14 protein-coding genes are annotated in these 22,212 nt (G+C 67.8%); 3 read left to right on the top strand and 11 right to left on the bottom strand.

Annotated elements, in window-relative coordinates:
* Positions 1-7 precede the first annotated feature (7 nt).
* The 7 genes from CA12_RS18440 to CA12_RS18410 form a co-directional block, all read right to left on the bottom strand.
* Entirely contained in the window at positions 8-1,858 is a 1,851-nt protein-coding gene (locus tag CA12_RS18440) for a NirA family protein (protein ID WP_145360481.1), read from the bottom strand.
* A 112-nt stretch (positions 1,859-1,970) separates the two neighbouring features.
* On the bottom strand, positions 1,971-3,368 hold the full coding sequence (locus tag CA12_RS18435; RefSeq protein ID WP_145360480.1) for an MFS transporter: 1,398 nt from the start codon (positions 3,366-3,368) through the stop codon (positions 1,971-1,973).
* 237 nt (positions 3,369-3,605) lie between these two features.
* The gene (locus CA12_RS18430) at positions 3,606-5,807 is read right to left on the bottom strand and encodes a molybdopterin oxidoreductase family protein (RefSeq protein WP_145361652.1); all 2,202 of its coding nucleotides are present in this window, start codon (positions 5,805-5,807) and stop codon (positions 3,606-3,608) included.
* Between the two features lie 86 nt (positions 5,808-5,893).
* Entirely contained in the window at positions 5,894-7,672 is a 1,779-nt protein-coding gene (locus CA12_RS18425) for a DmsC/YnfH family molybdoenzyme membrane anchor subunit (RefSeq protein WP_145360478.1), read from the bottom strand.
* A 358-nt stretch (positions 7,673-8,030) separates the two neighbouring features.
* Positions 8,031-9,635: an alginate export family protein gene (locus tag CA12_RS18420; RefSeq protein WP_165700856.1), complete on the bottom strand. Its 1,605-nt coding sequence runs from the start codon at positions 9,633-9,635 to the stop codon at positions 8,031-8,033.
* 381 nt (positions 9,636-10,016) lie between these two features.
* Positions 10,017-11,264, bottom strand: a complete 1,248-nt coding sequence (locus CA12_RS18415) for a YncE family protein (protein ID WP_145360474.1) — start codon at positions 11,262-11,264, stop codon at positions 10,017-10,019.
* Between the two features lie 301 nt (positions 11,265-11,565).
* Positions 11,566-13,254, bottom strand: a complete 1,689-nt coding sequence (locus CA12_RS18410; protein ID WP_165700855.1) for a CRTAC1 family protein — start codon at positions 13,252-13,254, stop codon at positions 11,566-11,568.
* A gap of 1,275 nt (positions 13,255-14,529) precedes the next feature.
* Here CA12_RS18410 and CA12_RS18405 point away from each other — a divergent pair.
* Positions 14,530-16,275 carry a SulP family inorganic anion transporter gene (locus CA12_RS18405; protein ID WP_145360470.1) on the top strand — a complete coding sequence of 582 codons (1,746 nt, stop codon included), beginning with the start codon at positions 14,530-14,532 and terminating at the stop codon, positions 16,273-16,275.
* 73 nt (positions 16,276-16,348) lie between these two features.
* Here CA12_RS18405 and CA12_RS18400 read toward each other — a convergent pair whose 3' ends face one another.
* From CA12_RS18400 to CA12_RS18385, 4 genes are read right to left on the bottom strand one after another with little or no spacing between them, the layout of a single operon-like run.
* On the bottom strand, positions 16,349-16,726 hold the full coding sequence (locus CA12_RS18400; protein ID WP_145360468.1) for a rhodanese-like domain-containing protein: 378 nt from the start codon (positions 16,724-16,726) through the stop codon (positions 16,349-16,351).
* A gap of 57 nt (positions 16,727-16,783) precedes the next feature.
* Positions 16,784-17,515 carry a pirin family protein gene (locus tag CA12_RS18395; protein WP_145360466.1) on the bottom strand — a complete coding sequence of 244 codons (732 nt, stop codon included), beginning with the start codon at positions 17,513-17,515 and terminating at the stop codon, positions 16,784-16,786.
* Between the two features lie 22 nt (positions 17,516-17,537).
* On the bottom strand, positions 17,538-18,071 hold the full coding sequence (locus CA12_RS18390; protein WP_145360463.1) for a DoxX family protein: 534 nt from the start codon (positions 18,069-18,071) through the stop codon (positions 17,538-17,540).
* The gene (locus tag CA12_RS18385; RefSeq protein WP_145360461.1) at positions 18,068-18,919 is read right to left on the bottom strand and encodes an alpha/beta fold hydrolase; all 852 of its coding nucleotides are present in this window, start codon (positions 18,917-18,919) and stop codon (positions 18,068-18,070) included. The genes CA12_RS18390 and CA12_RS18385 overlap by 4 nt, the downstream gene beginning before the upstream one ends.
* Before the next feature lie 48 nt (positions 18,920-18,967).
* On the opposite strand from CA12_RS18385, the gene pyrF reads away from it, so the two are divergent.
* Together pyrF and CA12_RS18375 are read left to right on the top strand one after the other, a co-directional pair.
* On the top strand, positions 18,968-19,894 hold the full coding sequence (gene pyrF / locus CA12_RS18380; RefSeq protein ID WP_145360459.1) for an orotidine-5'-phosphate decarboxylase: 927 nt from the start codon (positions 18,968-18,970) through the stop codon (positions 19,892-19,894).
* Between the two features lie 130 nt (positions 19,895-20,024).
* Positions 20,025-22,205 carry a tetratricopeptide repeat protein gene (locus tag CA12_RS18375; RefSeq protein ID WP_165700854.1) on the top strand — a complete coding sequence of 727 codons (2,181 nt, stop codon included), beginning with the start codon at positions 20,025-20,027 and terminating at the stop codon, positions 22,203-22,205.
* Positions 22,206-22,212 lie beyond the last annotated feature (7 nt).

The raw sequence follows: 22,212 nt of genomic DNA, 5'->3' as shown, positions 1-22,212 counted from the left end.
GTGAACGTCAGGCTGCGGCCACGGGAGGCGTGTATCCCGAGGCTGTTTTGAGGTCGTCGTCGGTGCGGCGGGCGGCGAAGGCGGCGAAGCTCTCCATCCCGTCCCGTTCGCGGAGGTAATGCTCCAGCAGGTTGTGTACGAGCGACGGGACGTCCTCGAAGGCGACCTCTCCGAACAGCGACCGGGCGACGGCCTGTCGGTCCGCATAGCCCCCGCCGACGACCAGCTCGTAGCCCTCGACCATCTCCTCGCCGCGCTCCACCTTTGTGCCGCGGAAGCCGATGTCGCCGATATAATGCTGGGCGCAGCTGTTCGGGCAGCCGGTGAAGTGGATGTTAATGGGCACGTCCAGCTCAATTCGCTCGTCGAGATACGCCGCAAGCGCCATCGCCTGTCCTTTCGTGTCGGCGGCCGCGAACTTACAGCCGGCGTTGCCCGTGCAGGCGACGAGTCCGCTGCGGACGCTCGAGGCCTTCCAATGCAACCCCGTCGCCTCGATCGCGGCCTGGGCGGCGTCCAGGTTCTCTTCCGCGACGTCGGGAAGAATCAGGTTCTGCCAGACCGTCAGCCGGATCTTGCCGGAACCGTAGCGATCCGCGACGTCGGCTAGCCCGCGAACCTGCTCGCAGGTCATCCGCCCGACGGGCAGCACGACGCCGATCCAGTTCTTTCCCTTTTGTCTCTGAGGGTGGATGCCGACGTGAGCCCAGCGGTCCGGCGATTTGGGGAGCTGATAAACGGCGTCGTCCGCTTTGCGGAAGGGCCGGCCGAGTTCCTCCTCGACGGCTGCGACGAACTTCGGGAAGCCCCAGTCGTCCAGCACATATTTAAGACGGGCCCGGTTCCGATCGGTGCGGTCGCCGTTCTTGATGAACACCCGAAGGATCGCGTCCGCGACGGGTACGCATTCCTCCGGCGTCAGCAGCACGCCGGTGTGACGGGCGAAGTCTTTGTGGCCGGTGATGCCGCCGAGCGTTAGGCGGTAATAAATGCCGGAGGGGACGCTGTCGGTCGCGGTCTCCTCAGACACTGTGACGGCTTGAAAGCCGATGTCGTTGGTGTCTTCCAGCGTGGCGATGCGGCCGCCGCCGTCGAAGCTGATATTAAACTTCCGCGGCAGGCCGTACAGCTCCCGGTGGTGGAGGATGTGATGGTGCATCTCCTTCGCGATCGGCAGCGTTTCGATCAGCTCCTGCGGGTCGATCCCGCTGGTCGCCGCGGCGGTGACGTTGCGGACGTTATCCCCCCCGGAGCCGCGGGGAACGATCCCCAGTTCGTTCAGCGCCTGAAGCGTGGACGGTCCCTGTTCGGCGGGAATTTCGCGGATCTGCAGGTTCGCCCGCGTCGTCACGTCCAGGTAGCCGCCGCCGGACGTCTCCGCGAGATCCGCCAGCCCGCGGAACTGCCAGCTTTTCAATTCGCCCCCGGGGACGCGGAGGCGGCACATGAACGAGCGCTGGTTCGGGGCGACGAAGAATAGACCCTGAAACTTATAGAGAAAGACGTCCGTCCCCTTGGGGAATTCGCCGGCGGCGGCCGACGTTCTGATTTGGCCCCACATCTCCAGCGGGTTTTTGTCGCGTTTGGCCTGTTCCTCCTTGGACAGTTTTTTGCCGTTCGAAAGGAACATGTTTTGAGCCTCCGCATGCATCGGCAAGAGCCCGGGCGCTGGCGGTCCCGCGGGCGCCGCTCCCACGGAGGCCCCGTTGGGGCCGACCTCGATCACGCTGCCCGCCGACCCGGCGGCGCTGCCGCTGAGCACCGGCAGGCTGTGCACCTTGCGAGCGACGTCTGACCCCAGGGCGAAGCCCTGGAGATAAGACTGTTGATCGGCGGTAAACCCGTTCGCTTTGGACATCGGAGTCGAAGTGTTCGTCTTGAGGACTGAAGAAGTTCATCGCCGGACCGAACCGGGACGTCCCTGCCCCGGGCAGACCGTCGGCACCGTGTCCCGCGGCGCCGTCCTTGTGTCATGCGGGGGACGGCGCCAGACCGCCGACCAGCTCGCGACGGGCGCCCTCGCCCCGAGCCTGCTCGAATTCTCTGCGGGCGGCGGCTTCGGTCTCCGGCGCGAACCGCACGGCGAACGCCAGGAAGGAAACGCACGTCACAATTCCGCCGAGGATCAGCAGCCCCGTGGACCACCAGGCGGTTTCCGTCTTGAAGAGGAACGCGGCCGCGACGGCGCCGGCGTTCCCGCCGGCCCCCACGATGCCCGCCACCGAACCGAGGCATTTCTTATTAATGAACGGCACGACGGAGAACGTGGCGCCCTCGCTCATCTGCGTGAACAGGCTGAACAGGATGAGGGCCGGGATCGCCAGGGCCAACGCGCTCATCTGGGAGAACAGCATCAGCGCCAGTCCCTCGGCGAACAGCGCCGCGAACAGCCACAGCACGCGGCCTCGCAAGCCGTTTTTGCCGCCGAGGACATCCCCGATATGGCCGCCCAGACTGCGGGCGAACAGGTTCATCAACCCGAACGCCGCCGCCGCCAGCCCCGCCGCCTTCAGGCCCATGCCGTAATTGTCGGCGAAGTGCAACGCGGCAATGTTGTTGATTGTCAGTTCAACCCCGAAGCAGGCCCCGTAGATCACGAACAGCGTCCACACCCGAAGGTCACGGCAGGCCTCGACGAACGTGCCGTTCGTGCTGCTGGCCGGCGGCAGCTTCCCCGCGGCTCGCAACTCCCTCAGGTTCCCTTCCGGGGCGTCCTGCGTCAGAAAGTAATACGCCACGCCCGTGAGGAAGCAGACCGCCCCGGCGAGGAACATGCTCGCCCGCCAACCCCAGTAATCGCTGAACCCGAAGGCTCCCATGAACACGGAGGTCATCACGAACGGCATCACGAACTGCGTGACGCCCCCGCCCAGGTTGCCCCAGCCCGCGGTCGTCGCGTTGGCGGTGCCCACGACGTTCGAGGCGAACATCACGCTGGTATGATACTGCGTGATCACAAAGCTGGCCCCGATCGCGCCGATCGCCACCCGGAACGCCAGCAGCGTCTTAAAATCCTCGGCAAAACCCACGCCCATGACCGGCAGCGAACCGAGGATCAACAGCCCCGTATAGCACAGCCGAGGCCCGATCCGGTCGCACAGCCAACCGATCATCAGTCTCGCGACGATCGTCACCGAGACCGAACCAATCATCAGCCAGCCAATCTGGTCCGGCGTCAGGCTCATCTCTTCTCGCACCACCGCCATCAGCGGGGCGAGGCCAAACCATGCGAAGAAGCACAGGAAAAATGCGAACCACGACATATGGAACGCCCGCATCTGCGGCGTAGAGAAATTGAAGAGGCGGATTCTCGTCGCCTTCTTCAACGGAGAATTGGCGGGCAGCGGTCGGCCGGCGGGGTCGGACATGGGAGACGTCTCGGGAAGGGAAACTCGAAGGAGCGGGCAGAAATGGGGCGAGCGACGTACGGGCGGACGAAACGGAAGACGTCGAAACAGGGGCGGACGCACCCCCGGCCGCCGACGGGCGACTCACCCGCCCGCCGGTCGCGCCGGCGGGAAGACGACCGGGGGGGGCTCCCCGAGGTTCGATCGATCGAATTCAGCGGTCGGGGCGCCCACGGCGTCGCGACGGATTTCAAGCCGCTAAGTTGCGTCGGCGAGCAGTCGCACGGCGCAGGCCTTGTAGGCGGGCTGTCGGGAGTAGGGGTCGAACTGCCCGTCCGTCAGCTGATTGGTCTCGGGATAGTGCATCGGGAGGAACAGGCAGCCCTCCGGGACGCCGTTGGTCACGAACGCTTTGGCCCGGATCGAACCGCGCTGGCTTTCCACGCGCACGGCCTGTTCCGGGGCGACTTTGAGGCGGCGGGCGTCGCGGGGGTTCACCTCCACGTAGACCGCCTCGGGGTACAGCTTGCGGAGCACCGCGCTCTTCGCGGTCCGGGTTTGCGTGTGCCACTGACTGGCGCTGCCGCGGCCGGTCAGCAGCGTGAACGGGTACTTGCCGCCAGCCGGTTCGGGCAGCGGACGGGGCTCCTCGAACAGGAACTTCGCCTTGCCGTCGCGATGATAAAACTGCCCGTCGGCGAAGAGCCGGCGTTCGGCGGCTTCGTCGCCTCCTTCCGCCGGAAACGGCCACTGAACCCCGCCGGCCTCGTCCAGATGGCGATAGTCGCGGACGCCGCTAAAATCGCACGGGGTCCCGGCCGACAGCCGTTTAAGAATCTGGAACGCCGCCTCCGGGTCCGTCCATTGTTGAAGCAGGGCCCCGCAGCCCCAGCGGTCGGCGATCGCTTGAAAGATACTGAAGTCCGCCAGCGCCTGCCCCGGCGCCCGACGCACCTTTTTGAGCAGCCCGATCCGCCGCTCCGAGTTGATAAAGGTCCCCTCCTTCTCCCCCCACCCCGCGGCCGGCAGCACGAGGTCCGCGACCTGCGCCGTCTCCGTGCTGTGATACATGTCCTGCACCACGAGAAAATCCAGCCGGCTGAGTACGTCGTCCAACTGATTCCGGTTGATCCAGGAATGGGCGGGGTTCGTCGCGATCACCCACAGACCGCGGATCTTTCCCTTGAGAACGCCCTCAATGATTTCTGGATAGGCGAGGCCGTCTTCGGTCTGGATCGAGTGCTCGGGGACCTCCAGTAGTTCTGCGACCTCGGCTCGGTGCTCGGGCTTCTTGAAGTCCCGTCCGCCCAGCAGTCCGGTGGTATTGCTGAACAACCGTGACCCCATCGCGTTGCACTGTCCGGTGATGGAATTCGCTCCCGTCCCCGGTTTGCCCAGGTTGCCCGTGAGCAACTGGAAATTAATGATCGCCTGGGCGGTGCGGACGCCCTGGTGACTCTGGTTGACCCCCATCGTCCACCAGCAGGAGATACGCTCCCGACTCCGGATGCGAAGAGCTGCGTCCACCAATGTCTCGACCGGCAGACCGGTGTCGCGGGAGACCCGTTCGAATGGGAACGCCTCGACGAACTTCGCGTACTCCTCAAAGCCGGCGGTGTGCTGCGAGACGAACTCGCGGTCTACCCAGCCGTTCTGAACGAAATAGTTTGCCAGTCCGTAGAAAAAGGACTGATCGCTTTTCGGCTTCGCCGGCAGGTGGAGCGTGGCGTTCATTGCCGTCTCCGTCGCCCGCGGATCGAGGACGAGAATCTCCGGCCGGCGTTTATTCCGCATCACCCGCTCCCACATGATCGGGTGGGCGAGGCAGAGGTTGGCGCCGACGAAGATCAGACAGTCGCTCTCCTCAAAGTCTTGATAGGTATAGGGCGGAGCGTCGAAGCCGAAAGACTGCTTGTAGGCGACCACCGCCGTCGCCATGCATTGGCGGGTGTTGCCGTCGCCGTGGACGACGCCCATGCCGAACTTCGTCAGCGAGCCGAGCAACGCCATTTCCTCCGTCGGAATCTGTCCCGTGGAGAGAAAGGCGACGGATTCGGGCCCGTGCTTCCGCTGGACGGCCTTCATGCGGTCGCAGAAGGCGTCCAGGGCGACGTTCCAGTCGACCGGCCGCAGTTTGCCGCTCGCGTCTTTCAGGAGAGGCGTCGTCGCCCGGTCGGGGGCGTCGAGGACCGCGAGGGCCTCCCAGCCCTTGGGGCAGGCCATGCCGAGGTTCACGGGGTAGTCGGTCGTTGGGGTCAGACCGATCGCCCCGCCGCCGCCCGGTTCGCCGTCGGGGCCGTCCTTTAAATGCACGTTCAGTCCGCAGCCGGTCGAACAATATCCACAAACGGCGGTGGTCGTGCGATCCGGTTTATTGACGACGGGCAACTGGCCGAGTCCGAAGCGACTCGGTTCGCGGAGCAATTCTCGGGTCAGCCGGCCGGTTTTCGCTCGCAGCATCCCGGTCGCCTTGCCTCTCAGCCCGTTTCCCTCCGGCGTCAGGTCGGCGAGAACGTGCTTTGGTTTCAGCGGTTCGAACGAGGAACTCATACAGTCATCCCTCCCGGCATTTTCTGGCGGACGACCGCGGAGAAGAACAGGTAGCGCTCCGCGAATTCCCCGCCCAGCGTCAGGGCGAACGCCACTGCGGCGGCGTACAGCGCCCCGGCCGACTCCGCCGGCGGGTCGGCGGCGGCCAGCAGGGCGGGAATCAAGACGCCGCCCATAAATCCCAAGCCGAACCGTACCGCCGTGGGTCCGCGGAGGACGGTCTTCATCAGCACCGCGGTCCGCCGCATCGCGGTAAACTGCAAATCCCGCAGGTGTTGAAAGACGGCGACTTCGAAGATCAGTTTGCACGCGGTCGCCACGGCCAGGGCGATCGCCAGCGGCCGGGTCAGATCGGTTCCCTGCGGACCGTCGCCGGACGCGGCCGTCCCCCAGAGTTCCGCGGCGGCCGCATTCGCGGACAGCGTGCCGGTCAACAGCGTGGCGGCGAGGCCCAGCGTCGCGGCGGTGCCGAGGAATCGCAGCGTGGTGCGGGGGCCGTTCCAGAACTCCCGTCGCACCACGACGTAGATCATCGTGCTGCAAAAGACTCCCAGCAGTCCGGCCCCCACGACCGCCCACTCTAGGGCGGGCGGGAGCCATGAAGACCGGGCATAGAACTCCGGCCGCAGCCAGGTCAGTCCGGCGTAAAGGATCGCCAGCGGAGCGAACAGGCCGAAGGCGACGATCTCCCGGGACAGCCAGGAGTGCTTCAACCCGATCGCCGCCCGGAAGGCCAAGTGCGGCCGACCGAGATGCAACGTGCTGGCCTGCAAGGCCAGCAGGCCCCAGGCGAGCGAGAAGAACGCGTGCACCGGGTCCGGCAGCGCCCGCCCGTCGGCGGCGTCTCGCAGAATTAGTTCGACCAGGAACGCCCCGACCGACAGTTGCGTGAGCACAAGCATCACCGCCAGCGGCCAGTGCCCGTGCTCCTTCCGGACGGAATAATAATCCGCCGGCAGCAGATTTCGCGGCAGGGCCCGCTTCGTCTTATAGACGGTCGTGGGCAGCGTGTAGTCCGGATCCGGGGCGCCGGGGAGAAACGCGTTCGCCTCCGCCTGTTCGATAACGGCGTCGCGATCGACGATCCGAATCGCGATCGCCTCGTGGGGGCAGGCCTGCACGCAGGCGGGCGCCTCACCGGCCTCCAGCCGGTCGGCGCACATATCGCACTTGCGGACGATCCCTTTGCCGGCGTGATACTTGGGCACGTCGTACGGGCAGGCCAGCGTGCAGTACTGGCAGCCGAAACATTGATCGTCCAGATGCCGGACGATGCCGGTGACCGGGTCCTTTTCATAGGCGTCGACCGGGCAGGCCTTCAGGCAGGCCGGCTCTAAACAGTGGTGGCAGGCGGTGGTGACATGCTGCAACACCGCCGGACCCGCGGCGCCGGCCTGACCGCCGCCGTGCAGCAGGCCGACCTCCCGCCACGCTTCGTCGTCGTCCAGCCCGTTTAGACTGTGACAGGCCGTCACGCAGGCCTTGCAGCCCGAGCAGCGATCGAGATCGACTTCAAACCCGTATTGCTGCCCCGGCCCGGGGCCTTGCGCGGGCAGCAGTGATTGATAATAGCGACTCTGACTGGGTCGGTCGGCGTCCGCGTGCCGTTGGGAGAACCGCTCGACCGCCGTGAGATCGGACTGGGCCGCGAGCAATGCGGAGATGAGGTCGACGCCCTGCTCCGCCGGAGCCTCGTCGCGTCCCGCCGCCGGACCGAAGCCCGAACCCGGCGGGCGGTCGAGCACCGGCAGCGCGTAAAGAGCGGACGCCGACATACAGGCGGACGGGCCGAATTAGGACGGAACGGAGCGACCGGACCGTCCGGCCGCTGCCAGCCCTAAAATGCACGAGGTGTGCCAACTCGGCCGCACATCGCGAAAATTGGGTGCGACGTTGCGCCCGCAGCCCGTAACAGTTCGCCCTCTTCCCCGAATGCTTCGGATTACCGAAGCGTTTCGCGGCCAGACGTAACGGATCACTAAACTCTGATTCTCGCCGATTCAGCGCCGTTGCGTTCTTAATGGGCGCCGTCTGCCCGCTGCATTCGTGTCGAATGGAGCGACCCGGACGCGTGACGCCCCCGGGTCGCTCTGCCGATTGGCGGCTCCGCCCGGGGTGCGGGGGCTCGGGAGATCAGTAGTTGAACGTCGTCTGCAGGTAGACGAACTCGCCGTCGTCGCTCGCCTGAGCGAAGCTGCTCTCCGCAAAGTCGTCGTACCAGGAACGGGCGTAGCCGAGCTGGAGGCCGAGGTTCAGGGTGACGCGGTAGTCCGCCACCACGTCCAACTCGGTCCCGATGTCCGTGCCGGCGCCGAGGGGACCGAGGCCGGCCTGGGCGACGTTGTAGAGGTAGTCGTCGCCGGAGGCCTTGCGGAAGAGGTGGTATCCGCCGGTGACCGACAGCTTCTTCGTCGGATTGACCGTGGTGAAGACCGCGTAGTCCAGCAGGTTCTGCCCGTTGAGGTTATCGATGATCCCCCAGTAGGCGTGGGCCAGGGAGTAATAGGTGTAGAAGGTATTGTTCTCGCCGTCGGTCGGATCGTCGTCGCCGGAGCCGTAGTAGAACAACTCGCCGACGCGCGGCGACCAGGGCGCCGCGTTCCAGGTGTGGCCGACCGCCGTGTTGAGGAACGCCGCCCGCACATCTTCACCGTCGTCATCGCCGAACTGGTAGCCGCCCTGCACGTCGTAGTCCCACGTGCGAAACGGCTTGCCGCCGACGCCGTCGCTACCGTCGTCAGACCCGCAAGTGAGCATCGGCACGGTCCCGGCGATCCGGCCGCCCACGAGGCGCCGCCGCCCGTCGGCCGCGCGACGGGTGTCCGCGAGCGGAACCTCAATATTCTGATCGAGGTAGAAGAGGTCTGCGGCGGCGTTGTCCGTCAGCTTGCGATTCACCCACACGCCCCACAGGCGTTTCTCCTCGTCGTCCTCGTCGAATGCGGTCGGGTCGTAGAACCGGCTGCCGGCCGCGCCGTTGACAGGCGTCAGGCTGAACGCGTCGAGGCACCAGGCGTCCGCCTGATGGATGTACTTGTAGCCTTCAAAGTTTCTGCGGGTGTTGGACCAGTCCAGCGGAGAAAGCAGGTACTGGTCCCCGTACAGAATCTCCTGCTGACCGACGCGAAATGTGCCGGCGCCGCCGGCGACGTCGTAGAGGTTGAAGTCGACGAACGCGTTCAGCAGGTCCCAGCGGTTCTCGTCGATCGCCAGTTCCAGGATCTCGCTGCCCCAACTGTCAGCGTTGATGATCTCCATATAGGCTCGAGCGTACTCGGACTCGAGATTCAAATAGTTCCGGCCTCGCCACAGCTGATAATTCGTGAACGTCTCCCCGTCCGGTCGCAGGCGGTTGTCCTCCGCGTGCAGGCGATGACGGACCTGCCCGCCGGCGGATAGCTTGACCTCGGGACATTGCGACAGGCTGAGGAGTTTCGACTGCTCCCCGAGGATATACGGCGGCTTGCCGGTGTACTGCGAAAAGTCGTTGTCGAAGAACAGCGGTTTGTAGGGCGACGGCGGCGGGCTCGGCTGCCGGGCTCCCCCTGGGATGCCCTGCTGAATCCGCGGGGCGCCCGATGCCTGACCCGGCGGATTGTCCGCGGAGCTCTCGACCGTCGAACCAGCCGCCACGGGAGCGGGGGCCGGGGGCGGACTCTGCGCAAACGCCGCGGCTCCGCACAACAGCGTGAGGCCGGCGCCGCGGGCAAGACCGCGGGGGAGCAGGGAGGACGTCACAACCGATTCCGTTCGGCCATGGACGGGCGCGCGACGTTCGTCCACAAACAGGTGAGAACGTTTCCCCCTATCGATCCGAATGCAGGGGTCCGCGTCGCCCGAACCGGCGGAATCGGCGCCCGTTGTCCGGATAGCCGTTTTCCCCGCCGCACAATCCAACCCTCCCGCGGGCAGGAAGCGAAGGCGGGAGCATCGTAGGAAGCCGCTCGAACGACCGGTCCCGCTATCGGCGGCAGGCGCATCGTCTTGTTCCCCGGTGAGTCGTGGCCGGGCGATTTCTTCGAGAGCGGCGGCGATTTTGTCGTCGCTCCGGCGAGTAGGACGCTTCGCCCGCCGGGCGATCGTCCGACGAATCGGGGCTCGCCGACCGAGGCTCCGCCGCTACGGCCGACGCTCCGATTCCGGGATATGGACGACCGTCAGGCCGCAGCAGTCCCACGCCCGACTGCCGCGACTGACATTCCAGGTGATATAGAGCTTCTCGCCGTCTTCCGACACCGCTGTGCTATAGGTCCCTTTCAGGGTGAGGCCGTACTTGTTCGTATAGAACGGCTCGAGGAAGGCGAGGACCTTCTTCTTGCCGGTCTGGACGTCGAACTGCACCACCGGCGTGCCGTCGCGAAAACTGCCCCCGTGGGCGCCGGGGACGTAATACAGGTAGCGGCCCTCGGCGCCGACGGCCATCGCCGCGACGTAGGCCTCCGAGCCGACAGACGCCGTACCGATCCTCCTGGTCTCCTCGGTTCGTGTGTTGAACGACCAGACCGTCGCCTCGTCGGACCGCTGCCCGAGCGAGACGGTGTAGACGTGACCGCCGTCCGTCTCCCGGGTCGCGGCGCGAACGCCGATGTGGGTGCCCTCCACTTTTATGGGCCGCTGATCGACGGCGGGATCGAAGCGCATCAGGGCACCGTCCTCCTTGCCCGGCACGAAATATACGCGGCCGGTCGAGCGGGCGAAGATCATGTATCGGGCCGGCCCGTCCGGCACGTCGCACAGCAATTTCTCTTTCGCCACGTCGTAGGCAAAAAATCGATCCCCTTCGTCTTCGCTGTTGAGGCCGGCCGCGGTTCCTCCGTAAAAAATCAGTCGTTCAGGGTCGAGAACGCTGTTCGGGATCGCGTGTTTGGGAACCGGGCCGTGCGCCAGCGCCTCCGACTCGCCGGTTTGAGCGTTCGTCCGCAGGATCCAGTCCCCCCTGTAGTGGTATTCATCGGTCGTCGCGTTTTTCGAGCCCCGGTGCGTCGCGTAATAAAGGTTCCCGTCCCGGCCGAGGTCGATGCGGCCGTGAATCTTGCCGGGGGTGTAATGACCTTTGGGAAGGTCCAGAACTTTCGACGTGTCGGCCAGCTTTCGCAGCGACTTCGTCTCGGGGTCATATTCAAAGACGAACGCCGTGCCCGTGCCATGTCCGCCGTCGCCTTTGCTGCCGATCGCCAGATGGTCCCCAATCGCCGAGTAATACTTGCCGCCGACGGCCAGGCCGTCGCCCCAGTTGGACCAAGGCTTTCCCTCGTAGTTCTGCCCGGGGTAGTAAAGGAAATCGACCGTCGGCGGCGTCGCGGCGATTTCCACGCCCTCGCGGAGCGTCTCAGGCGGTTTTAAAAGGTCGGCGGACTGATCCGTCACGACCTCCCTGCCCCCGGGCAGCGTCGGCGGGTACCTGATCTCCGACTCCTGCCGCGCAGCCGCAGAATTGATCGAAGAACCCGAGAGGAGCGCGGCCGCCAACGCGGCGAACGCCCGTCGGCGAAGCGACCGAGGGAATGCGTGGTGAGAGGTCGTCACGTCGTCGGCTTAGGGGAAGGAGTAGAATCAGGGTTAGAGATCGAGCACGACGTCACTCGGGATTCCCGGCCGCCCGGCCGCGAGGAGGAACAGGCCCGACAGGGCGAGCCGCGGGAGGCGAGATCTCATGTGCGGCGTCCCTTCACTGGCCTCGCTTCAGCACGATCGCCTGATCGGCGGGCGCGTCCGTGCGGTTCAGCGCCCCGCGGCCGTGCGGCAGGACGACTTCAACGTCCACCCGGTCGATTTCGCCGAGCCCAAAGTGGGCGACGGCCGGCTGTCCGGAGGCGTAGCCGTAGCCGACGGCGATCTCGCGGCTGCCGAGTAGGGCCGCATGGTCGCCCAGACGTCCTGCCGAATACACGTTCACGCGGCTGCCGATCCCCTGCCGATTGACGTTCCCCTCCCCCTCGACGCGCACGTCCAGCCAATGGCCGCCTTCGGTTTCGTTGTGCAACAGCATCGACGGCGACGAGGGAAACCAATTGGGCAGGAACATGTCGAGCCGGCCGTCGCCGTCGTAGTCCGCCGTGGGACCGGGCGCCGTGTAAATGATCCGGCGTTCGCGGAGGATCTTCTCGAACAGATCGCCGCTCCTTTTGACGGCTTGATCCTCAGCAGTGGGGAAGTCGTTCACGCCCAACGCATCCGCCCGGAATCGCGGCAGTCCGTCCTGCAGGCCGAGGTGCCGGAAGATGATCGGGTGGGGCCGACCATCGGCGAACTTAACGATGCTGGTCGAGACGTCCGGCCAGCCGTCGTTGTCGAAGTCCTGAATCTCGACGTGGGGCGCCTTCATCGGCAGCGGGATCAGACCGACCTGCTCGGTCACGTCCTCAAACGTCGGCACGCCGTCGTCCTGGCCGCGGTTGAGATAGAGCCGGTTCGCCACCGGCTCTGCCCAGGGCCGCTTGTAGTGCTGGCCCAAGACCACATCGAGCCGCCCGTCGCGGTTCACGTCGCCGAAGGCCACGCCGCAGACCATGTTATCGCCCCCGGCGGTCGGCCAGGCGAAGGTCTCGCGGCTGCCCGGCGACTCGCGGAACGTGCCGCGGCCGTCGTTGAGGAACAGGCGGTTTCCGCCGCCGTGGGCGGCCAGAAAAAAGTCGGGCCAGCCGTCGTTATTGACGTCGGCGGCCGCAACGCCGAGGCCGGGAACTCCCTCGGGCAATCCCGCCTCGCGGGAGACGTCCTCGAACTGAAGGTCCCCCGCGTTGCGGAACAGCCGGGAACTTTTCGTCGGCGAGCCGTTATATCCCGGCAGCGGGTCCTCGCCGACGAGCAGGTCGAGCAAACCGTCGCCGTCATAGTCGAGCACGGCGGCGCTGCGACCGCCGAATGCGTCGGGGCAGGCCGCGTTGCCGTCGGAAATGTCGGTGAACCGTCCTTTGTCCTCGTTGCGGAACAGCGTGCAGCCGGCGAACGTGCGGCCCGTGCGCCTGGACAATCCGCTGTCCGCGTCCGCGGGCATGCTGGCGACGTACAGATCGAGGTCGCCGTCGTTGTCCAGGTCGGCGAAGACGACGCCCGTAGTCCGAGCGGAGATCCGCAGGGCCGGTTGTTCGACAAGCGCAAACGTCTCCCCCGCGTTTCGCAGCAGCATGTTGGGCGAGCCTTCGGAATGAAACGTGCCGATATAGAGGTCCAACCGGCCGTCGCCGTCGGCGTCCCCCCACGCGGCCCCGTGGCCCTGGATCCCTTCCACCCACGCCGATAAACCCATTGCGGCGCCGGCGTCGCTGAAACGAAACGGCGGCTCGGCGCCGGACGCCGCGGCGGCGCCCCACCCCCCGAGCGCCAGCAGTCCGGCCCAGCGGATCGAGTTCGTCATCTGCGTCTTCAACGTTGGATGCGTGAGCGAAGAGGCATCGGCCATTCTGGATGCGTCGAGCATATCGAACGCTCCGGACCCTCTGCCACCTCACGGGCCCCGGCCGCCGTCCGCTCGCACAGCGCGGTCGTGCCGCATTCTTTCCGCGGACGGCGCCGATTAGCGTTCCGAGGTCGGCTCGCCCCCGACGCCGCGAACATCCTCGCCACTTCGCCCCGTTGCGGACGTCGGGTCGGGCCTGGGAACCGTCGCTCCGGTCTCTCTCATCAATTGCGGAACGTCTCGGAAGGATTCCGCAGCCATCTTGGGTCGGGCCGCAGCGTCGCCGCCGTCACGACCTGCCACGCAGCACCCCCGGCTCAGCGACTATTCACGGGACCCGCACGCCGGTCCCCGTAGGTCGACCCCTTTCCGTCACAGGGCGTCGTCGTCGTCCCGTGCGGTGGCTGGCGATGTCGGCCCCGAGCTTCGCCGTCGAGAGGTCCTCGAAATCGCGTCTGACGGCCCCCCCGCCGTGGTCGTCGAGGAACGCGACCATCGTCTCGTCGGCCCTTCCCAGCCGCTCCTGGGCTGCGGTCGAGCGGCCGACGGCGGCGCCGAGGCGATCCTGCCGGGCAATGTAAACGGCCTCTTGAGAACCGCCGTCGTCGTGACGGGCCGGCCGTAGATTTCGGACGTCTCGGCCGAAGCCACGACCGCGCGGTGACCGCACGGTGGGCGAGCCGGCCGTTTCGGTTAGGTTCGCGTTGGGGGAGTAGAAGTAGGCCCTGGCCTCGGCGAACGCTCCGGCTTGGCGGGCGACTCAGCGCTCCCGGACGAATGCGGCGGTTTCCGCACGAACGTCGGCCGCGAGGGCCGCGGGGGCGAACGGCAGCGTGGCGACCGCGGCGGGCAGGCAAATCGTCATTGGTCCTTCTCATCCGGTGCCGATCCCTCCGTCATGGGCTGCCGATCGCTCGGTCGACTGTTCCGTAGGAGTTCTGGATTGGCCACGCGGAGCGGCGCCGCCGGTTCCGACGTCGGGCGCCGCGGAGGTTTGCCGCGTTTCGCACGGGGCGGCGTGTGCTAAGCTGCCGTGACAGACCGCAGTTCGAACGTCATCCCAGACGTCCGGTAGATCGCTCGCCGGACCCGGCGTTCTTATTCGCCCGCCGGACTGCTCTCCGAGCCCTCGCACTTCCGGGGCTCCCACCCACGTTCCGTCTTCCGCCTCCCGGCGCCGCCCTCCGCTCCCGCACACGGGGGGACGGGGGAGGATCCGGTTTCGATTCGCCCATGCTCCAGTTTTTTCGTCAGCGCCAGCGCAGCATCAAGGACGACACTCTTTCCGGTCTGACCGTCGCCCTGGCGTTGGTCCCGGAGGCGGTCGCATTCGCCTTCCTGGCGGGGGTGGAACCGATTATCGCCCTGTATTCCGCCTTCTTCCTCTGCCTCGGGGCGGCGGTGTTGGGCGGGCGGCCGGGGATGATCTCCGGGGCGACCGGGGCGATGGCGGTGGTCGTGATCGGCTTGGTGCGGATTCACGGGATCGAGTACCTGTTTCCGACCGTGATTCTCTGCGGGTTGATCCAGATCGCGGTGGGGGCGGCGCGGCTGGGATTGCTCATCCGCATCGTGCCGCACTCGGTGATGCTGGGGTTCGTGAACGGGCTGGCGATCGTCATTCTGCTCGCCCAGTTCGGCAGTTTTCAGACGGTGAACGCCGCTGGAGAGATGGTCCTCCTCCGCGGGCCGGCGATGGGGATCATGCTGGGGCTGATCGGCCTGACGATGCTGATCATCTGGGGGCTGCCGAAGCTGACCCGGGCGGTGCCCTCGTCGCTGGCGGCGATCCTGACGGTCTCCCTCGTCGCGGCCGGCCTGAACCAGTGGGCGGACCGCGGGTTGGTCGCGGAGGGGCAGTCCAACGTCGTGCCCACGGTCGGCGACATGCTGGCGACGAACAAAAAGGCGTTCGAGGCGAACAAGGCCCGCGTGCTGCTTGAAGAGGAACGCGAGGCCGACGCCGACGCGGAACTCGACCCGGCGTTGGTGCAGGCGGCGGTCGCCTCCGCTCTGACGGCGGTGGACGAGGACCCGAACAGCCGCAGCATCGCCGGCGGGCTGCCGCGGCTGTTCTTCCTCGAGTGGGAGTTGCCGCCGGTCTCCTGGGAGACGCTGTGGATCATCCTGCCGTTCTCGCTGACGCTGGCCGGCGTGGGGCTGATCGAATCGCTGATGACCCTCGCCCTCATCGACGAGATCACCGAGACCCGCGGCCAGAGCAACCGGGAGTGCTTCGGTCAGGGGGCCTCGAACGTGGTCTGCGGCCTGTTCGGCGGGATGGGCGGCTGCGCCATGATCGGGCAGAGCCTCATCAACGTGAACAGCGGCGGTCGCGGCCGGCTCAGCGGAATTGTGGCCGCCGGCGCCCTGTTGGCCTTCGTGCTGTTTCTGGCCCCGTGGATTCAGATGATCCCGATGCCGGCCCTGGTCGGCGTGATGTTCATGGTGGTGATCGGCACGTTCGAGTGGGCCAGCCTGAAGATGTTCCGCCGCATGCCGACGATCGACGTCTTCGTGATGCTGCTGGTCGCCGGCTACACCGTCGTGATGCACGACCTCGCCAGCGCCGTGGTGCTGGGGGTGATCGTCTCCGCGTTGGCGTTCGCCTGGACACACGCCACGCACCTGGGGGCCGATATCAAACTGAACGAGCACGGCAGCAAGATTTATCAGCTGCACGGCCCGCTGTTCTTCGCGAGCGTCGCCTCCTTCAAAGAGCTGTTCAGCCCGCGGGAGGACCCGGACGACGTGGTCGTCGACTTCTACTACACCCGCGTCTACGACCAGTCCGGGCTGGAGGCGATCAATTCGCTCGCCGAAAAATACACGGCGCTGGGCAAACGGCTGCACCTCACGCATCTCTCCCCGGAATGCCGCAAACTACTGGACCGGGCCGGGGAGCTGGTCGAGGTGAACGTCAGCGAGGACCCGCAGTACCACGTGGCGACCGACCGGTTCAGCCGCCTCGGCAAGTAGCGCGGCAGCGCCCCAGTGCAGCGTCCCGGACGCTTGAAGCGTCCGGGACGCTGAGTTCCTTCGGGATTACGGCTCAGCCCTCGGTCGGCAGGCCGGCGTCGGTCCAGTGGCGCCAGCCGCCGTCGAGGCTGATTGCGTTCGTGTAGCCCATCGTCCGCAGGTTGTCCGCCGCCAGGGCGCTGCGGTAGCCGCCGCCGCAGTACAGGATCAATTCGGCGTCCGGGTCCGGGAACGTCTTCTCGATATCCCGTTCGATCACGCCCTTGGACAGGTGCGTCGCCCCCGGCAGATGGCCGGCGGCGTATTCGCTTTCCTCCCGCACGTCGACCAGCGGGACGGCCTCGCCGGCGTCGAGGCGGGCCTTCACCGCCTCCTTGGTCGTGTGCGGCACCCGGGCGGAGGCCGCCTCGCAAATGGCGACGAACCGGGGGGCGTGCTGCTTGTCAGCCATCAGAACCAGGGACGTGAGGGATGCGAAACGAGCGGGGCGGCCGGGGTCGCGGCTCGCTCAGGCGAGGTCGAACGCCAGCACTTCGGCGTCCTCGGTGGCGGTGAGGTGCATCACGGCTTCGTCCGTCAGGCCGACGCCGTCGCCGGCCGTGAGGTGGGCGCCGTTGACGGTCACGGTGCCGGAAATCACCTGCACCCACCCGTGCCGCGGTTCGCCGTTGTGGGCGTCGAACTCGTGCACCACTTCAGTTCCGGCGGGGAGCAGGCCGCTGAGGACCGCGGCGTCCGCCCGGATTTTTAGTCCCGGCCCGCTCCCCGCCAGCCGGGCGCTCTGCCCCGTGCCGGTGACGAGGGGCAGAAGAAGCCCGGTGCGGTCGGCGTCTTCAACCCGCCCGTCGCCATAGGTCGGCCGGCCGCCGGGCTCGTCGGGCAGCAGCCAGATTTGCACGAAGTGGACCGGTTCGTCCTTGGACGGGTTGAACTCGCTGTGCGTCAGGCCGACGCCGGCGCTCATCGCCTGCACGCCGCCGCGGGGCAGTTCGCCGCGGCCGCCGGCGCTGTCCTTATGAGCCAGCGTGCCGGAGACGACGACGGTGACGATCTCCATCTCGCTGTGGCCGTGCGTCCCGAAGCCGTGGTCCGGGGAGACGCGGTCCTCGTTTAGCACGCGCAGCGAGCGGAACCGCGTCCACTGCGCGTTCTGGTATGCGGCGAAGCTGAACGTGTGAAAGGTGTCGAGCCAGCCGTGGTCGAAATGACCGCGGTCGCCGGCTTTGCGGAGGGTGAGCATCAGGGCCGTCGAGCGCGGGGGATCAGGGGGTCTTGGCCTTCTTACGGCCGAACAGCAGCCCGTCGAGGCTGAAGCGGCCCGGCCCGGTGAACACCAGGGCCACGGCAGCGCACATCAGGATCGCGGGGAACTCCATCCCGCCGGCCCGCACGTCCCAGGCGGCCCGGTGAACCATGAACGCGGCGACGCCCATCGCAATCGCCAGCCCCAGCGCCCCGAACCGGCAGAGCAGCCCGAGGGCCACCAGCAGGCCGCCAGCGAACTCCGTGATCGCCGCCGTCCAGGCGAGGACGTGTGGGTACGGCAGCCCGAGCCCGTTGCCGAGGAACCCGGCGAGGCCGTCGATTCGAGCCTCCATCGTGGGCGCCAGTTGGGCGGACTGCGGGATCTCGCCGGTCTTCGGATCGGTCGTGAACCACCCGCCGTTGGGCCAGCCCCAAAGCTTCTGGGAGCCGTGGTAGGCGAGGTCCAGCCCCACCGCGACCCGCAGGAGCAGCAGGCCAACGTCGGTGGAGGCGCGATTGCCGTGGAGCGGCTTGTCGGCGGGAGCGGTCATGGCGCCGGGGGCGGGTCGGAGGTCGCGGTGGGGTCGTCGAGGAATCGGAGGACCGCTTCGGCGGCGGCCTCGGGATCCTCCAGCGGCGGGAGATGGCCGCAGGCGGGGAACTCCGCGTACTGACCCCGCGGGAACGAGTCCGCGAGCGCCCGCAGCTCCCCGGGGGAGGTGAACGTATCCTCGGCCCCGCCGAGGACCAGCGTCGGCGCTTCGATCCGTCCGCACAAGTCGGTGCGCTCCGCCCGCGCCGCCATCCCCCGCTGCGCCCCCACGATCCCGGCGGGGGTCGCGGTTTCGACCATCGCCCGCAGCCGTTCGACCACCTCCGGCCGCTCGTTGAGGGAATGCGCAGAAAGCTGCTGCCCGGGGCAGTCCTCGATCAGAAAGTCCGTGCCCTCGGCCACCACGCGATCCACGATTCCGCTCCGCTTCTGCCGGGCGGCGTCGCTGTCGGCGGTGGCCTTCGTGTCGAACAGCAGCAGGGCGGCCAGCCTGTCGGGGAATCGCTCAGCGAACGCCAGGGCCGCGTAGCCGCCCATCGACACCCCGCCGACCGTCACCGGCTCCGTCACGCCGAGGGCGTCCAGCAGGGCGGCGAGGTCGTCCGCCAGTTCCTCCATCGTCAGCGGCGGGGTCTCGGCGAGTTCGCCTTCGAACCGCGGCGGGCTGTAGCCGAAGCCCGGCAGGTCCGGCACGATCACGCGGTGGCCGTCGCTCAGGGCGTCCGCCAACCCGTCCCAGACCCGGCGGTCGTGCGGCCAGCCGTGAATCAGCAGCACGGGCGGGCCGTGCCCGGCGTCGCGGACGAACAGCGGGGTCGGACGGTTGGGAAGTTCGATCAGGGGCATGCCGGCAGTGTAACGGGCGATCCGCGTACCGCCCGCTAAGCTGTGCCCATGGCTTCCCTCCACCACTTCTCCGACCGTCTGCACGCCGCAATTCGGGCGAAGGGCACCCCCGCCCTCGTCGGCATCGACCCGCGGCTCAAGTCCCTACCGGCCCCCGTGCGCGACGCCGCCACGGGACCGACCGAACTCGACCGGGCCGCCGACGCCTTCGAGCGGTTCGGCAAGGGCCTGATCGACGCCGTCGCCGATCTCGTCCCAGCCGTCAAACCGCAGAGCGCCTTCTTCGAGGAACTCGGCCCCCCCGGCGTCGCGGCCCTCTCCCGCATCATCGTCCACGCGCGGGCCGCGGGACTGATCGTCGTCCTCGACGCCAAACGCGGCGACATCGGCAGCACCGCCGGAGCTTACGCCCGCGGCCTGCTCGGCGGGGCGGAGCCGGAACGGCCGGATCTGGCAGACGCCCTCACCGTCAACCCGTTCCTCGGGGCGGATACGCTCGAACCGTTCGTGAGCGTGGCGAAGGAACGCGGCGCCGGGCTGTACGTGCTGTGCAAAACGTCGAACCCCGGCAGCGGCGCCTTTCAGGGGGTGACGCAGGACGGGCGAAGCGTCACGCAGCGAGTCGCCGCGGAGATCGATCGGCTCTCGCAGGAAACCGTCGGCGAAGGCGGCTACGGGATCGTCGGGGCCGTCGTCGGGGCGACCTATCCGGCGGAACTGGCGGAACTGCGGGCGGCGATGCCGTCGGCTCCGCTGCTGGTGCCGGGGTACGGCAGCCAGGGCGGCACCGCCGCGGACGTCGCCGGCGCCTTCGACGGCGCCGGGCTGGGGGCCCTGGTAAACAGCAGTCGGGCGGTGAACTTCGCCTTCGCCGCGGAGCCGTATGCCGCCGAGTTCGGCCCGACCCGCTGGCAGCAGGCGAGTGCCGCCGCCGCCCGGGCGATGGTGGACGATCTCAAAGCGGCGACCTCATGAAGAAGTGCCCCGCCCGGTGGGAGCCGGTTTGACCGCCGGCGGGAACGCGGGGGCGATGCACTTTTCGGCCGACTCGCGTACCGTGCCCCGCTTCGCCGCAACTCGCTCACGCTCACCCCCGCGACCGCCGATGGCCGCCGACGCCTATGCCCCCTGTCCCTACTGCCTGGGGACGGGTCGTAAGAGAAAGTTCTGCCGCTGCACCGCGGTCGAAGCCGACATGGCCGCGATCGGCAAGCTGCGCGAACGCGGTCAGACCGCCAAAGCGCTGGAGAAGCTGGCCGACCTCGACGAGAAACACCCTCACACCCCCGCGGTCGCTTCGACCCGGGCCACCCTGCTGGTCAACGACGGCCAGCCGGGGCGGGCGGTCGAGATTCTCGAGGCCGGCCTCGCCGAAGACCCGACGAACGCCCTGATGCTGGCCCTGCACGCCTCGGCGAGCCTGGCCGCCAGGGGATTCGCCGCGAGCCGCCAGCCGATCTGGCGTGCGTTCCGCAAGAGCGTGCAGTTCTACCCGGACCTCGTCAGCGGCATGGCCGCGGCGGCCGCGAACGATCTGTACAACCGCCGCCGCTACCCCGCCGCCCGCGAACACCTCGCCTGCGCCCTACGATTCGCCACGCAGGAGCGCAAGCAGAACCTGTTCATGCGGCTAATGGAGTTCGACGGGAACGCCGAGATTCCCTACCCCCTTCGCAGCGTGCACCCGCTGAAGGACGTGCAGGGCGAGGGGGAAGCCGCCGAGAACGCCGCCAAGGCCCGCCGCATCGCTGAGAGCGGCTGCTACGGCGCCGCCGCCGACCGCTACGCCGCCGCGGCCTCCGACCTGCCGGGCAACGCCGCGGTCCGTGCGAACGTCGGCTACTGCCGGGCCTTCGACGGCGATCATAAAGCCGCCTCCGGCGCCCTCCGCAAGGCGGCGGAGGCGGAGTCGAACTTCGAACTTGCCGCCGAGCACGAAGCGATCGCCCAGCTCCTCGCCCTCACCGAGGAGGGCGGCACGGTCGACCTGAAGGAGCGGGTCTACATTCCGGAGAACGTCGCCAGACTGCTGAGCGACCTCGACGATCACCCCCGGTTCCACCGCCTCCCCGCCGACCCGGACCCGGACGACGTCCCGCCGGACGCGGTCTATGAGTTGCTGGACCGCCCCCTGCCGGAGTCGTCCGAGGGGCTGACGGCCGACAATGTGCCGAACGTCGTGGGGGAGCTGTCGATCTTCGCGCAGGCCCCCGAGGGGGCCGGCGTCGAGGGGCCGCGGGCGGCGCTGTCGACCTTCGAAGGCGAGGAGTGGGAGGCCGCGACCGCTCTGCTGGACGAGATCGCCCTGCCGATCGCCCCGGACGGCGAGCAGCCCACCGACGACGAGGACGGCCGCTACGGCCTGCCCCGCGAGATGTGGGGGCTCCGCTGGCGCTGGGCGTTCCCGAACGGCGTGTCGCTGCGTCGGCGGCGGGAGTTGGAAAGCGAGGAGTGGAACCGCCGCATCACCGAGACGTGGCCGGAGACCCCGCTGGAGGCCCTCGGCGGCAAAACGCCGAACGAGGCGAAGGGCGACGAGACCCTCGCCAAGCCGCTGGCCGGCGCCCTCTACGTCCTGGACGCCGTCTGCGACCGCGGCCGCTACGAGCTGGATCTGAATGCCCTCCGGGAGCAGTTCGGCCTGCCGCAGATCGAGCTGGTCGAAGCCCCCGCCGACGCGGTGCTGAACTCCTATTCGATCCTGCAACTCCAGCGGGCGGACCTCGCCAAGCTGGACGATCGCCAGCTGTTGACCGCCCTCAACCGCATCCTGCTGGTTCACCCGTCCCGCCTGCTGCGGGCGGCGCTGACGGAGGCGCTCGGCCGCGAGTCGCTGAAGGGGCAGTTCGATCGGCAGCGGGCCTACCACACGCTCGGCGAGTTGGCCCGCGACCGCTACGACTATGCGGAGGCGTTCGAGTGGCTGGAAAAGGGCCGTGACGAGGCGCAGCAGGGGGAGAACGCCTTCGAGGCCGTGTTCCGCTGGGAGACCCGCGAATTGGCCCTGCGGCTGGAGACGCCGGACGACCCGGCCCTCATGCCGCTGATCGAGCGCCTCGATCGCTATTACGGGCCGAAGCTGCCGCAGTTCCGGCCGTACCTGCTGCAGATTCTCGCTGCCCACGAAGTGACGCCGCCGCGCTCCCTCGGCTCCGCCGCGGCCAGCGATGCCTCGGCCGAACCGGGCGATCCGGACGGCGGGACCACCTCGCCCGGCGGGGTCTGGACGCCGGACGCCGCCGCGGCGGGCGGCGCTTCGAAGAAGCTCTGGGTGCCCGGCAGCTGATCTGAGG

Source organism: Alienimonas californiensis (assembly GCF_007743815.1).
GTDB lineage: Bacteria > Planctomycetota > Planctomycetia > Planctomycetales > Planctomycetaceae > Alienimonas > Alienimonas californiensis.
This window is presented reverse-complemented; position numbering and strand designations above follow the sequence as displayed.